General features: G+C 69.9%; 11 protein-coding genes. 7 read left to right on the top strand and 4 right to left on the bottom strand.

Annotated features, from left to right (window positions below):
* The first annotated feature begins 3 nt into the window (after window positions 1-3).
* Together QHF83_RS27655 and QHF83_RS27650 are read left to right on the top strand one after the other, a co-directional pair.
* Entirely contained in the window at window positions 4-354 is a 351-nt protein-coding gene (locus QHF83_RS27655) for a hypothetical protein (RefSeq protein WP_282420951.1), read from the top strand.
* Window positions 355-403: 49 nt separating this feature from the next.
* Window positions 404-1,021: a hypothetical protein gene (locus QHF83_RS27650; protein ID WP_282420950.1), complete on the top strand. Its 618-nt coding sequence runs from the start codon at window positions 404-406 to the stop codon at window positions 1,019-1,021.
* Window positions 1,022-1,024: 3 nt separating this feature from the next.
* Here QHF83_RS27650 and QHF83_RS27645 read toward each other — a convergent pair whose 3' ends face one another.
* The gene (locus tag QHF83_RS27645) at window positions 1,025-2,218 is read right to left on the bottom strand and encodes a M20 family metallopeptidase (RefSeq protein ID WP_282420949.1); all 1,194 of its coding nucleotides are present in this window, start codon (window positions 2,216-2,218) and stop codon (window positions 1,025-1,027) included.
* Window positions 2,219-2,299: 81 nt separating this feature from the next.
* Here QHF83_RS27645 and QHF83_RS27640 point away from each other — a divergent pair, with 81 nt between their 5' ends.
* Together QHF83_RS27640 and QHF83_RS27635 are read left to right on the top strand one after the other, a co-directional pair.
* On the top strand, window positions 2,300-3,346 hold the full coding sequence (locus QHF83_RS27640) for a class I SAM-dependent methyltransferase (protein ID WP_282420948.1): 1,047 nt from the start codon (window positions 2,300-2,302) through the stop codon (window positions 3,344-3,346).
* Complete coding sequence (locus QHF83_RS27635; RefSeq protein WP_282420947.1) at window positions 3,346-4,443, top strand: FAD:protein FMN transferase; 1,098 nt, start codon at window positions 3,346-3,348, stop codon at window positions 4,441-4,443. The genes QHF83_RS27640 and QHF83_RS27635 overlap by 1 nt, the downstream gene beginning before the upstream one ends.
* Window positions 4,444-4,446: 3 nt before the next feature.
* Here the strand turns inward: QHF83_RS27635 and QHF83_RS27630 are convergent, their stop codons facing one another.
* Entirely contained in the window at window positions 4,447-5,238 is a 792-nt protein-coding gene (locus QHF83_RS27630; protein ID WP_282420946.1) for an enoyl-CoA hydratase-related protein, read from the bottom strand.
* A gap of 72 nt (window positions 5,239-5,310) precedes the next feature.
* On the opposite strand from QHF83_RS27630, the gene QHF83_RS27625 reads away from it, so the two are divergent.
* The 3 genes from QHF83_RS27625 (at window position 5,311) to QHF83_RS27615 (ending at window position 10,272) form a co-directional block, all read left to right on the top strand.
* Window positions 5,311-6,825, top strand: a complete 1,515-nt coding sequence (locus QHF83_RS27625) for a hypothetical protein (protein ID WP_282420945.1) — start codon at window positions 5,311-5,313, stop codon at window positions 6,823-6,825.
* 110 nt (window positions 6,826-6,935) lie between these two features.
* A complete protein-coding gene (locus tag QHF83_RS27620; protein ID WP_282420944.1) occupies window positions 6,936-8,549 on the top strand; it encodes a hypothetical protein in 1,614 nt (537 codons plus the stop codon).
* Between the two features lie 25 nt (window positions 8,550-8,574).
* Complete coding sequence (locus QHF83_RS27615) at window positions 8,575-10,272, top strand: hypothetical protein (protein WP_282420943.1); 1,698 nt, start codon at window positions 8,575-8,577, stop codon at window positions 10,270-10,272.
* A gap of 9 nt (window positions 10,273-10,281) precedes the next feature.
* On the opposite strand, the gene QHF83_RS27610 is transcribed toward QHF83_RS27615, so the two are convergent.
* Entirely contained in the window at window positions 10,282-11,088 is an 807-nt protein-coding gene (locus tag QHF83_RS27610; RefSeq protein ID WP_282420942.1) for an SDR family oxidoreductase, read from the bottom strand.
* Window positions 11,069-13,666 carry a M1 family aminopeptidase gene (locus tag QHF83_RS27605; RefSeq protein WP_282420941.1) on the bottom strand — a complete coding sequence of 866 codons (2,598 nt, stop codon included), beginning with the start codon at window positions 13,664-13,666 and terminating at the stop codon, window positions 11,069-11,071. Before QHF83_RS27605 ends, QHF83_RS27610 begins: the two co-directional genes overlap by 20 nt.
* Between the last annotated feature and the right edge of the window lie 28 nt (window positions 13,667-13,694).

Below are 13,694 nucleotides of genomic sequence, written 5' to 3'. Positions count from 1 at the left end.
TCCATGAAGAAGGTTTCGAGCGCGCTCGTCGGCTTGTTCTTCGCGGGATCCCTGCTCATCGCGGCGTGTAGCCCGCCCAAGCAGGCAGAGGTGCCGGACGTCGACAAGGACACGGGCGGCCAGGACATGGCCGGCGAGGAGGCAGCGCCGAAGCCGGTGGAGGAGGGCGAAAAGCCCGCGGATGCCGGCGAGATGAAGCAGAAGTGCTGCGCCTCCTGCAAAGAAGCGCTGGCGACGGATCGCTCGGGCACGTCGCCGGACCAGATCCCGTGCGCGGACTTCACCGCAGCGCTGAGCCCGTGGTGCCTCGAATACTTCCGCGCGAATCCGACGAAGGCATCCGAGTGCCAGTGAGTCGATAGCCGGATCCAAGGTTCGCGCCCCGGTCGTGTAGACTGCGGGCATGGCGCGACCTTCTCGTCCTCCCGGCTTCGACATGACGTACCGCCCGGACAGCACCGTGTCGTTCGGGCCGCCGCTGAAGGAACGCCTTCCCTGGCTCGCTTACCTCGCGGTCGCGCTGATCATCTCGGGCGCGATCGTCTACGGGCAACATGCCCCGACGGATACCTGGCTCTTCAAGTACGTCGTCGAGGACGATCGCCACCGCATCATGCCCGCCAGCGTGTGCGCGATCATCCTGTTTTGCAGCGCAATCGCCGGGGTTTTGCGTGACCAGATGCGCGGCGTGGTGGTGAACCCGGAGGGCATCGTGCTGCGCGAGCTGCTCTCGTTCGGGGTGCCGCGGGTGCGGCGCTGGAGCTGGTCGCAGATCGACAAGGTGCGCATCCCGAAGACCGAGCAGAAGGGGCAGGAGCTGCCGGTTCTGCGCGGCAGCATCGGGCTCGATCTCTGGGACGGGACGAGCGCGCTCCTGCCGCCCGTGAGCAACATGCTGGAGCTCGCGATGATGCTCGAGCGCGTGGCCCTCGCCCGCGCGATCCCGCTCGAAGGCACGACGGGCATGCTCGACGATCTGCAAGCCGCCGGGATCGACAGCAAGCGCGCGCCCGCAGCCTGATTCTTACTGCCCGGTTTTTCCCTCGAAATAAGACGTCATCGCCGCCCGCAAGGGTGCGTCCGCGAGGATGTCGAGCGCCGTGAGCGCCATCGCCTGCGCCGCCGCCATCATCGCGTCCGCGCCTCGATCGCTGTCCGCGTACCGCGCGAACGGGTGCTCGTGGCACATCGTCTCGCCCTCGTCGCAGATCGCGAGCAGCGGGTGGATCGATGGGATCACGTGCGAGATGTCGCCCATGTCCGTCGAGCCCATGCTGCGCACGGGGTCGACCAAGCGCGCAGGCCTGCCGAGCGCGGCGAGGTGCTCGCCGAAGCGGCGCGCGAGCGGGATGTTCGGGCGCAGGTCCTTGTAGCCGCCCCGCACCTCGATCTCGACCTCCACGCCACACGCGATCGCCGCGCCGCGCGCACATCGCTCGACGAGCGCGCGCACGATCGAGAGCTCGGCGAACGACGGCGCGCGCACCGCGAAGTCCACGACGGCACGCTCGGGGATGATGTTGACCGCCTGGCCGCCCTCGACGACGACGCCGTGCACACGCACGCCGTCCCGCAGTTGTACGCGTTGCGCGTCGACGAGGTGCATCGTCCCGAGCGCCGCCGCGAGCGCGCTCTTGCCCTCCCACGGAGCCATCGCCGCGTGCGAAGGCACTCCTTTGAAGCGGAGCGAGAGCCAGTAGCTCGCAAGGGAAGTCGGCGCGAGCAGGTCACAATCGTACGGGTGAAACATGAGCGCGGCCGTGACGCCGTCGAACACGCCGGCCTGGAGCAGGCGGATCTTGCCGCCGCCTCCTTCCTCCGCTGGTGTGCCGATGATCTCGATCGTGCCCGCGAAGGACGGTCGCGCCCGCGCGAGCGCGAGGAACGCGCCGAGCGCGCCGCCGGCGATCAGGTTGTGGCCACATGCATGGCCCATCTCGGGGAGCGCGTCGTACTCGGCGAGGATCGCGACGCGCGGGCCCGCGCCGTCGCCGAGGCGCGCGCGGAAGGCCGTGGCGAGGCCTCCCGTGCCACGTTCGACGGGGACACCCTCGGCCTCGATGGCTTCGCAGATCCAGCCTGCGGCGCGCGTCTCTTCGAACCGTAGCTCCGGGTGCGCGAAGATCCGCGACGCGACGTCGCGGACGATCGGCGCGACGGCACGCGAGGCCGCGAGGATGGCTTCCCTGTGAGGTCGATCGACGGATGTCGTCTCCATGGGTCGATCGTGCAGCATACAGCCCTCTCGCGCGGGGCGCTCGTGACGCGACGTCGCGCCTGGATCCGTTAAGATCAGCCCATGCCCCGCGCCTCGATGCTGTCCGAGGTCCTCCGCCGCCGCCTCGATCCAGCCCTCGAAGCAGTGATGCGCAAGCTGAGCCGCCACGACGTGCGTGGGCCGCTCCGCGCGGCGCTCGCGCTGCACCGCAACAAAGCCATGCAGCGCACGATCGAGCGGTTCGCGCCCGCGATCGCCCCGCTCGAAGACGCCGTGCTCCAGGGCGACGGCGCGGCGATCGATCACTTCGACGCGCTCGTCGCCGAGGCCGTGACGGCGATGCGCGCCGAGCGGCCGATGGATCTCGACGGAGACGGCCGCTCACGGCTCACGGAGCTGCTCCACACGGTGGACGCGCGTCTCTATCGCGATCGGCCGGAGCTCATGGATGATCCGAGCTTCCCGGAGGACGAGCGGACGCACGCGCTCGACGTGCTCGATCGGTTCAACCACTGCACAGGGATCTACGAGACGGTGATGGCCGCGATCGATCCGCTGGTGGAGGCGGCGAGCGCGGATGGAAAGCGGCCGATCGTGCACGACGTGGCGGCGGGGCACGGCGGGCTGTCGCTGTACCTCGCCGAGCGGTTCGGGGATCGGGTCGCGATCGAGGCGAGTGATCTGCGGGAGGAGTACCTCGCGCTCGGGCGCGCGCAGGCGGCCGAGCGGGGGCTCTCGGTGCGGTTCTCGGTCGAGGACGCGCTCGCGCTCGGTGGGCTCGAGGAGCGGGGCGTGGACGTGATCACCTGCACCCAAGCGATCCACCATTTCCCGCCGGGGATGATCGCGCGGATGATGAGCGAGGCGGCGCGGCGCGCGCGCGTGGGCGCGTGTTTCTTCGACGGGGAGCGGAGCTTCACCACGCTCGGGCTCGTGGCGCTCGTCGGAGCCCTGTACGGTCGGACGTACACGTTCTACTACGACGCCGTGACCTCGATCCGACGCATGTTCTACGAGGAAGAGCTCGCGCTCGTCGCGGCGCTCGCGCCGGGGATGCCCAAGGCGCGCGTGGAGACGGGCATCGCCCCGCCATCGCACGTCTACGTGCGGATCACACGGGAGCCGTGATGCGAACGAGCCATGTCTTGCTCCTCGGCGCGCTCGCCCTCGCGGCGTGCAACACGTCCTCGCCGCCCGAGCCCGCGCCCGAGCCGCGCTCCTCGTCGGCTCCGCCGCGCCCGCCGCCGTTCGATCCGAAGAAGGTGACGCTCGACGACAAGGCGATGGGCACGCACGTCGTGATCACGACGTACACCACGCGCGAGCTCGACGAGGCGGCGATCCGTTCGAAGCTCGACAAGGCGCTCGCCGAGATCCGCAGGCTCGAGCGGCTCATGACGACCTGGCGCGACGACAGCGAGATCTCGCGCATCAACCAGGCCGCCGGCAAGCAGGGCGTCGCCGTCGGGCCCGAGACGTTCGAGGTGATCAAGAAGAGCATCTCCGTCGCCGATCGCTCGGAGGGCGTCTTCGACATCTCGTTCGAGGCGATGCGTGATCTCTGGCGCTTCGACGAGAACAAGGTCGAGGAGGTGCCCTCGAAGGCCGACATCGACAAGGCCCGCGCGCTCATCGATTACCGCAAGATCAAGCTCGACCACGACGCGCGCAGCGTGCTGCTGAGCAAGCCAGGCATGCGCGTGAGCCTCGGCGGCATCGCCAAGGGCTATGCCGTCGACGCCGCAGCGAAGGTGCTCTCCGCCGAAGGACTCGCGTCGTTCTACGTGCAAGCCGGCGGCGATCTCTACGTGCGCGGCAAGAAGCCCGACGGCTCGCCGTACCGCGTCGGCGTGCGCGATCCGCGTGGGCAGGGGCCGAACGACTACTTCGCGATGATCGACGTCACCGACCACGCCTTCTCGACGGCCGGCGACTACGAGCGCGCCTTCGTGAAGGACGGCAAGCGCTGGCACCACATCATCGATCCACGCACGGGCTACCCCGCGATGAAGAGCCGCAGCGTGACCGTGTGGGCCAAGGACGCCTTCACCGCCGACGGGATCGACGACGCGATCTTCATCCTCGGCCCGGAGAAGGGCATGTCGATCTGCGAGGAGCTCGACGACTGCGGCGCGGTCGTCGTGGACGAGCACAACAAGGTGTGGGTCTCGAAGCGGCTCGAGAGCAAGATCCAGATGCTTCGAGATCCAACGGACGGGGTGTAGTCGCTACACGCCGCGGAAGGCGGGCTTGCGCTTCTCGGCGAACGCGCGCAGCGCTTCGAGCCGATCCTCGCTGCGCAGCGTCTCGTCGTAGTAGACGCGCTCGAGCTCGAGGCCGAGCTCGAGCGGCACCTCGTAGGACGTGTCGATCGCCCGGAGCGCGGCGCTCTGCGCGATCGGCGCCCCGTTCGCGATGGGCTCGATCCAGGCGATCGTGTCGTCGAGGACGTTCGTGCCCTCGGGCGAGACGCGGTTCACGAGCCCCCACGCGAGCGCCTCGGCCGCGCCGAGCTTCCTGCCGAGCAGGATCATCTCCTTGGCGCGCGCGTCCCCCACGACACGCGGAAGCCTCTGCGTGCCGCCCGCGCCGGGGATGATGCCGAGCGTGGTCTCGGGCAGCGCGAGCTCGGCGTGCGGCGCCGCGACGCGCAGGTCGCAGATCAGCGCGAGCTCGAGCCCGCCGCCGAAGGCGACGCCGTTGATCGCCGCGATCACCGGCTTCTCGCTTCGATCGAGCACCCCGAGCTCGCTGCGGTAGAGGCCGACCTGCTTGCGCACGTCATCGGGGCTCATGCCCTGGCGCTCCTTCAGATCGGCGCCCGCGCAGAAGGCCTTGTCGCCCGCGCCGGTGAGCACGATGGCGCGGACCGACGGGTCACTCGCGAGCTCCCTGCCGAGGCGGCCGAGGGCGTAGAGGGTATCGCGCGAGAGCGCGTTGCGACGATCGGCGCGGTCGATCACGAGCACGCCGACGGCGCCGCGACGCTCGACTTTCACGGGGGAGGATTGATCGGACATGCGTCCGTGCGTAGCGAAGGCGGCGGCGCGCGCAAAGAGGCTCGTCGTTGTGCGATGCTCGTACCTTGCGACATGAAACGGCAAACGGGTGCGTGGCGGCTTGAAAAACGAAACGGCGCGTGGATCGGGCTCCTCGGCCTGGTGATGGCGTGTGCGGCGGCCTGCTCGCCCGACATAGGGCCCGGCGTGACGAGCGGGACGGGCGGATCGGGAAGCGCAGGCGGCGCGGGCGGCGCGGGGGGAACGGGCGGCGAAGGCGGCGGACCGATCCCCGTGCCTACGTTCGAACACGTGTGGAGCAAGAGCTTCGGCGAGACGGACATGCAGTCGATCGAGAGCGTCGCGATCGATCCGGCGACGGGCGACGTCGTGGCCGTCGGCTCGTTCCGCGGCGTCGTCGACTTCGGGGGCGGACCGCTCGTGAGCGCAGGGGAAAGTGATCTCTTCGTCGCTCGCTTCAGCCCGCTCGGCGAGCCGAAGTGGAGCAAGCGCTTCGGCGACGCCGCGAGCCAGGAGGCCACCGCGGTCGCCATCGATCCCGCCGGATCCATCTACGTTGGCGGCGCGCTCCAGGGCACCACGGACTTCGGCGACGGACAGGTCATGACGAGCGCGGGCAGCGACGACGCGTTCGTCGCGAAGCTCGACGCGCAGGGCAACCTCGCCTGGGCCAAGCGCTTCGGCGACGCGAAATCCCAGCGCATCAAGCGGATCGTGATCACGCCGTCCGGGCGCATCGTCCTCGGCGGCGCCTTCTCCGGCACGATCAACTTCGGCGGGCCGGACCTCGTCTCCGCGGGGTCGAGTGACATCTACGTGGCCGAGCTCGACGCCGAGGGCGCACACGTCTTCTCGCGGCGCTTCGGCGGTACGGGCTTCGACGATCTCGGCGGGATCGCTGTCGACCCCACGGAATCGCTGTTCGTCACGGGGACCTTCGACACCACGATGGACTTCGGCCCCATCGCCGGCTCGCTCACGAGCATCGGCAGCTACGACGTCTTCCTCGCCAAGCTCTCCGCGAACGGCACCGGCCTCTGGGCGCTTCGCGCGGGCGACGCCGGATCCCAGCGCGGGCTCGCCATCGCGGCGGCGCCGAACGGCGACGTGATCGTCGCGGGCGACGCCTCCGGCACGCTGTACCTCGACGGCCCCGTGCTCTACGCGAAGGGCGACCGCGGCCTCTTCCTCGCGCGCTACTCGTCGCTCGGCAAGATCGCCTGGGGCCAGATGTTCGGCGGCAAGTTCTCCGGCTCCTTCGGCGTCTCGCTCCGCGTGGATCCGAGCTCGGAGAGCATCATCGCCGCGGGCTTCTTCGACGACAGCATCGACTTCGGCGGCGGCCCCCTCTCCGCGGCGGAGAACGTCGATGTGTTCCTCGCGCGCTTCACGATGGACGGCGCGCACCTCGGCTCGCGCAGGTTCGGTGGTCCGGGCGCCGACGGCGCGCTCACCCTCGAGCTCGGCCCACAGAAGGATGTCGTGATCGGCGGCGCGTACGCGGGCTCGATCGACTTCGGCGGCGGCGCGTTCACGACCACGAGCACGATCGACGCGAGCGGGTTTCTGGCGCGCCTTTCCCCCTGAAGACGAGCCCCACGCGGCTGATCCGAGGAGCGCCGATCCATGGCATGCTCGGATCGATGATAGGCAGGATCCGTAGGGGCTGGGCTTGGTCTTTTCGGTATCTCGGCGCCTTGATGGGCGCCGCCTCGATCATCGCCGTCGCGGCGGCCGCGTGCACGCCGGAGGCGCGCGACTTCGGCGACACGACGAGCTCGAGCGGCTCGGGCGGCAGCATGGGCTGCGCGGAGAACGAAGAGAGGGCCTGCTACACCGGGCCTCCCGGCACCGAGGATATCGGCGCCTGCAAGAGAGGCGTCCAGATCTGCCTGCCGAACGGCACGGGCTTCGGCGAGTGCTCCGGGGAGATCCTGCCGCAAGCCGAGAACTGCCTCACGCCCGAGGACGAGGCGTGCAACGGCGACGATCCGGCCGACTGCCCGCCGCTCGATCTCGCGTGGAGCAAAGGTTTTTCCACGGCCGACGAGATCTACATCCGCGCCGTCGCGGTCGACCCGAAGACACACGACATCGTCTTCACGGGCGAGCTTCGTGGCACGGTCGATCTCGGCGGCGGACCGCTCGCGAGCACGGGCAGCACCGACATCCTGCTCGCGAAGTTCAGCGCCGACGGCACGCACCAGTGGAGCAAGCGCTTCGGTGACGCCTCGTCACAAGCGGGCGCCGGCGTGGCGGTCGACGCCTCGGGCATGATCTACCTCGCGGGCGCGGTCTCCGGCGCGATCGATCTCGGGAGCGGGACGCTCACGAGCGAGGGCAGCAGCGACGCGCTCGTCGCGAAGTTCAAGCCGAGCGGCGAGGTCGAGTGGGCCAAACTCTTCGGCGACACGAGCTCGCAAAGCGCGACGGCCCTCGCGCTCACGCAGGCCGGGCAGGTCGTCGTCGGCGGTGAGTTCCAGGGCACGATCAACCTCGGCGGCTCGGCGCTCACCGCCCCGATGGACACGGACCTGTTCGTCGCGCGGCTCGATGGCTCGGGCTTCCACTCGATGTCGCGCCGTTACGGCGGCGCGGGCTTCGAGGACGTCGTGAACCTCGCGGTCGACACGAAGGACAACATCATCCTCACGGGCAACTTCAGCGGAACGGTCGACTTCGGCGTCGCGGGCATGTTCACGAGCGCCGGCAGCGACGACGTGTTCACGCTCAAGCTCCAGCCGAACGGTAACCCCATCTGGGGCAAACAATGGGGCGACGCCGCCGATCAAGAGGCCCTCGGCATCGCGGTCACGCCGAACGACGAGGTCGTCCTTTCGGGGCGCATGGCGGGCGTCATCAGCTTCGACGACGGCTCGAAGCTCGAAGCCGCGCCCATGGCGACGAACGCGTACCTCGTGAAGCTCGCGCCGGACGGCGCGCTCGCGTGGAGCAAGATCGTGGGCGGACCGAACTCCGTCTCCGACTGGGGCATGGGGCTCGGCGTGGCGAACGGGCGCATCGTGACCGCGGGTTGGTTCAGCGATACGGTCGACTTCGGCGGCGGACCGCTGACCTCGACCACGCAGGTGAGCCCCTTCGTCGCGCAGCTCGAGCTCGATGGAACCCACCGCAGCTCGCGCACGTACACGACCGACATGGCGGCCGGCGTGCTCGCGCTCGGCGTGATGCCGACCGGCGATCCGATCCTCGCGGGCCTGAGCTACGGGCCGATCGATCTCGGCGGAGGCCCGCTGGCGCCGGCCACCGACCAGGAAGCACTCTTGTTCTTCGCTCGCCTCTTGCCCTGAAGGAAATCCTTTCATGTTCGTAACAATGAAACGCAGGATCGGGCGCTCTCTGGCTCTCTCGTTCACCCTCGCCGGCGCCGCCTCGCTCGGCGCGACGGCGCTCGTGGCGTGCTCGCCGGAGGAGCGTGAGTTCGAGACATCGGGGCCGGGCGGCGCGGGCGGCGCGGGCGGCGCGGGCGGCAGCGGCATGGTGTGCACGCCCGACGAGCAACGCTCCTGTTACAGCGGCCCGCCCGGCACCGAGGACGTGGGCGCCTGCAAGCCGGGCATCCAGGTTTGTCTGCCGAACGGCACGGGCTTCGGCGAGTGCGGCGGCGAAGTGCTGCCGCAGTTCGAAGATTGCCTGACGACCGAGGACGAAGCGTGCAACGGCGCCGATCCGCTCGAATGCCCGCCGCTCGGAAACGGCTGGCTGAAGACGTACGGCGAGCAGCTCTCTCCGCAGACGATCTCGGACATCGCGATCGCCCCCGACGGCAACATCGTCATCGCGGGCGGGTTCGGCGGGACGATCGATCTCGGCGGCGGCCCCATCGCGAGCACGGGCGGCCTCGACATCCTCCTCGCGAAGCTCACGCCGGAGGGCGAGGTCGTCTGGGCCAAGCGCTTCGGCGATGCGGCCCAGCAAGAAGCGACCACCGTCGCCGTCGACAAGAACGGCGCGATCTACGTCGGCGGGCGCGTGTTCGGCGCGGTGGACTTCGGCGGCGGCGTGCAGACGAGCAAGGGCGCGGACGACGCGTTCGTCGCGAAGTTCGACGCGAGCGGCGGCCATGTGTGGAGCAAGCTCTTCGGTGACACGGGCTCGCAAGAGGTGCGGGCGATCGCGTTGACCAACGCGAACCAGGTGGTCGTGGCGGGCAACTTCGCGAGCAGCATCAACTTCGGAGGAACCGAGCTCCCGTCCGCCGGCGGCGACGACATGTTCCTGGCGAAGCTCGACGAGACCGGCTTCCACGCCGGGTCGCGACGCATGGGTGGACAGGGCGCCGACGAGCTCCGCGCGATCGCCGTCACCGACACGGATCAGATCGTGGTCACCGGCCACTTCGCCACCGGCCTCGAGCTACCCCCCGGCAACCTCTTCACGAGCAAGGGTGGCTTCGACGTCTTCGCCGCGCAGTTCACGCCGACCCTCACCCCGGTCTGGGGCCGTGGATGGGGCGACGCGGCCACGCAACAGGCGTTCGACGTCGCGATCGCGTCGAACGGCGACATCTTCCTCACGGGCGCGTTCGAGGGCGCCCTCGACTTCTTCGGACAGCAAATCCAGACGCCCGCGGATGGGGCGCGCGTTCTCTTCGTGACGCGCATCGCGGGCACCGGAGACAACGTCGTCTGGGCGAAGGCGATCGGCGACGCGAAGTCGTTCATGACGGGCGCAAGCCTCGCCGTGGGCACGGCCGATCAGCTCGCGCTCACCGGCACGTTCCAGGGCGAGATGGACTTCGGCGGCGGGCCCCTCATGGCCTTGGATGCCGGCGACGTGTTTTTCGCGAAGCTCGGTGGCGCCGACGGCGTGCACGTCTCGTCGCGTGTCCTCTTGAGTGGGGGAAGCAAAGACACGGACGCGACGAACTCGGTGCTCGCGCTCGCGCTCTTGCCGACGGGCGATCTGATCGTCGGCGGCCGGAACCACGCCCCGTTCATGATCGAAAAGGCGCTCGTCGGTGCGTTCGACGGCAAGTACGGCGACGCGTTCCTCGGGCGCTTCTTGCCCTGAGCGACGCGGCTACCGGCCTCCGCGCGCCTTCTTCCCCATCTTCGACAGAAACGGCCTCACGAGCGCCTTCGGCAGCGCGTCCACCGTCATCGCCATCGCCCGCGGCACGACCCCGGGGATGACGCGCGCCTGCCCGCGCTTGAGCCCCGCGACCGCTTCCTCCGCGCACGTCACCGCGTCCACGTACACCGCCTTCGGGAGATCCGGCCGCACGTCGCTCCCCGCGACCTCCTGGAACTCCGTCGGCACCGGGCCCGGACAAACCACCGTCACCGACACGCCCGTCCCCGCGAGCTCGGCGCGCAGGCCCTCGCTCAGGTGGTTCACGTACGCCTTGCTCGCCGCGTACGTGCTCATCGCGGGCGACGGCAGGATCCCCGCGATCGATCCGACGTTCAGAATCGCGCCGGACCCACGCGCCACCATCGGCGACACGAGCCGCGCGAGCAGCATCGTCGTGCTCACGACGTTGAGCTCGAGCATCCGCTCGACCTTCTCCCACTCGCGCTTTTCGAGCAGGCCGTAGTCGCCGAAGCCCGCGTTGTTCACGAGCACGTCGATCACCTCGCCCGCCTGCGCGAGGTCGTCGAGCATCGCGCCGAGCGCCTTCCTGTCGAGCAGATCGACCGCGCGTACGAGCACGCGCAGGCCCGGCCGCGCGGTCGTGAGCTCACGCGCGAGCTCGTCGAGCCGCTCGCGCCTCCGCGCCACGAGCACCAAGGCCGCGACCTCACGACCGAGCACGCGCGCGATTTCGCGGCCGATCCCCGCGGAAGCGCCGGTGACGAGCGCCGTTTTACCGCGAAGCTCGTTCATCCTTCTTCCTCTTCTTGCCCTTGTCGCCCGACTCCTTCTCGGCCTCGGGTTTGTCCGTGTCGCGCACGTGGTGGACGCCGTTCGGCTTGCTCGCGGCCTCCTTCGGCGCGAGCAGCGCTTCGAGCTTGCCGAGGCGCGCCTTCAGGTCGGCGTGCTCGCTCCGCAGCGCTTCCAGGTCCTCGCGCAGCCGCTCGGCCTCGCGCTTGCCCGCGCCGCCGAGGTCCCGCAGGGCCTCGCGGATCCGCCGCCGCACGCGACCGTCGAGTTCGCGCTCGAGCTGACGCGAGAGCGGCCCGCGCGACTTCGTGTCGCCGACGTCGACGAGCGCGCGCACCACGTCCACCTTGAGGTACGGGTCCGACTGATCGAGCAGATCCTCCAGCGCCTCGCGCACCTTTCGATCCGTCGAGAGCTTCGGCAGCGCCATGATCGCCGCGCGCCGGCCGCGCGTGGGGATCCCGTATCGGGTCCGCGTGAGCACGTGCGCCTGCGCGCGCTCGTCGCGCAGGGCCGCGAGCCCATCGAGCGCGCCCGCGCGGACGATGTCCGCCCACGAGGGACGATCGAGCACCTCGATCAGCGTGTCGAACGCGACGCCTTGCCGGGTCGCGCCGAGCGCGCGCGCGGCCTCCGCCTCCACGAGGTAACTCGCGTCCCGGAGCGCCAGGCTCTTCAGCGCCTCCGCGGCCTGGGCCTTGCGGAACTTGCCGAGCGCCGCCGCGACCGCGCGCCGCACCTTCGCGTGCCCCGTCCGCGCCTGGGCGACGAGGTGCACGAGCGCGTCGTCGCTGCGCACGTCGCCGAGCGCCGAGGCCGCCTCCGCCCGCACGCCCCAGAACTCGTCCTCCTTCGCGAGCGACGCGCCGAGCGCGCGTGTCGTCGTCGGATCGTCGAGCTTGCCCATCAGGCTCGCGGCGAGCAGCCGGCCGCGCGCCGTCGGCGCCCCCGCGAGCTGCGCGCGCAGCATGTCGGCCGGGCACTCGACCCGCACGTCGCCCACGATCCGGAGCTCCGGATCCACGACGACGAACGCGGGCCGCTTGGGCACGCGGATCGTGAACGTCGCGGTCGCCGACTCCACGCGCCGCACCTCGCGCCGCACCTCGCCGTCGATGGAGATGTCGAGCTCGAGGTCGAGCGCGAAGACGTGCGTGCCGGCGTCCTCCTTCTCGTCCTTCTTGCCCTCTTTCGCGGCCTGGGCCTGCTTGACCGACACGGTCAGGGCCTCGCCGTCGTGATCGACCTTCACCTCGAGCTCCGGGTGCCCTGCGCGGAACACCCACTGCTCGAAGAAGCGCTCCAGGCTCCTGCCGCTCGCCTCTTCGAGCGCGCGCATGAGATCGCGCGTCTCCACGATCCCGCGCGCGTGCCGCTCCAGGTACGTCTTGATGCCGCGCCAGAACGACTCGTCGCCGAGCTCGAGCCGCAGCATGTGCAAGACGCACGCGCCCTTCTCGTAGAGGTGACGATCGAAGATGTCGATCGGCGCCTCGTAGTCCTGGCAAACGATCGGCCGGCGGTAGCGCCCACCGGCCTCGCCGAGGTACGCCGCCACGTCGCCGCGCACGCCGTGCTCGTACTCGTCGCGGCCGAGGTAGCCCTCGCGATCGACGTGCTCCATGTACGTGGCAAACCCCTCGTTCAGCCACGCGTGGGACCAGTCGCGGCACGTCACGAGGTCGCCGAACCAGTGATGCGCGAGCTCGTGCGCGATGAGGTCGTCGGCCGTCACGTCGATCGCGGCGCGCTCGTCGAGCAGGATGTGCTCGTACATCGTCGTCGCGGTCGTGTTCTCCATCCCGCCGAAGATGAAGTCGCTCACCACGATCTGCGAGTACGTCTTCCACGGGTACGCGACGCCCGTGAGCTTGCCGAAGCGCCGCACCATGTCCGGCGTCCGCCGGAACGTGCGCTTGCCCTCGTCGGTTTTTCCTTTGGGCACGAAGTAATGCAGGCGAACGCCGTCGGCCTCGTCGTCGATCCGCTCGAACTCGCCCGCGACGAGCGTGAACAGGTAGCTCGGGTGCGGGTCGTCCATCCGGTAGCGGTAGACGCCGCGTTGCTCCTCGTCCTCCTCGCTCTCGCGCGTGCCGTTCGACAGCGCGAACCAGCCCTCGGGTACCGTCACGCGCAGCGAGGTCGACTGCTTGTTGTGCGGCTTGTCGATGCACGGGAAGAAGTGCCGCGCGTCCTCGTCCTGGCACTGCGACCAGACCTGCGCGGGCCGATCACGCACGTGCTCGTCCGGCGCGAGGAAGTAGAGCCCGCGCCGCGGCGTCGCCGAATACCGCACCCGCACCGTCACGCGCGAAGCAGCCTCGGGCACCGACACGCGCAGCGTCTGCCCGTCGTACACATGTTCCACCGCGACGAACTTGCCCTCGTCGCCCACGCGGAGCTCGACCGCTTCGAGGTCGAAGCCCACGGCGTCGAGCGCGAGTTCTCGCGCGCGAGCGTCGATGCGTGAGACATCGAGCGTCGCCTCGCCCGAGACGGACTTCTTCGGCACGTCGAGGCGAAGGTCGAGCGCGATGTGCGTGACCTGAAACGGCCGAGCCCGTTCGTAGACGCGTTGCACGCCGGCGAGCGCGAACGGGCGCCCGGAG

The sequence above is a fragment of the Polyangium sp. 15x6 genome (genome assembly GCF_029960785.1).
Taxonomy (GTDB): Bacteria; Myxococcota_A; Polyangia; order Polyangiales; family Polyangiaceae; genus Polyangium.
Note: the sequence above shows the minus strand (reverse complement) of the source record. Positions and strands in the feature narration are given on the sequence as shown.

Coding starts and splice junctions, on each gene's coding strand:
- QHF83_RS27655 (WP_282420951.1), top strand. CDS start 4: ATGAAGAAGGTTTCGAGCGCGCTCGTCGGCTTGTTCTTCGCGGGATCC.
- QHF83_RS27650 (WP_282420950.1), top strand. CDS start 404: ATGGCGCGACCTTCTCGTCCTCCCGGCTTCGACATGACGTACCGCCCG.
- QHF83_RS27645 (WP_282420949.1), bottom strand. CDS start 2,218: ATGGAGACGACATCCGTCGATCGACCTCACAGGGAAGCCATCCTCGCG.
- QHF83_RS27640 (WP_282420948.1), top strand. CDS start 2,300: ATGCCCCGCGCCTCGATGCTGTCCGAGGTCCTCCGCCGCCGCCTCGAT.
- QHF83_RS27635 (WP_282420947.1), top strand. CDS start 3,346: ATGCGAACGAGCCATGTCTTGCTCCTCGGCGCGCTCGCCCTCGCGGCG.
- QHF83_RS27630 (WP_282420946.1), bottom strand. CDS start 5,238: ATGTCCGATCAATCCTCCCCCGTGAAAGTCGAGCGTCGCGGCGCCGTC.
- QHF83_RS27625 (WP_282420945.1), top strand. CDS start 5,311: ATGAAACGGCAAACGGGTGCGTGGCGGCTTGAAAAACGAAACGGCGCG.
- QHF83_RS27615 (WP_282420943.1), top strand. CDS start 8,575: ATGAAACGCAGGATCGGGCGCTCTCTGGCTCTCTCGTTCACCCTCGCC.
- QHF83_RS27610 (WP_282420942.1), bottom strand. CDS start 11,088: ATGAACGAGCTTCGCGGTAAAACGGCGCTCGTCACCGGCGCTTCCGCG.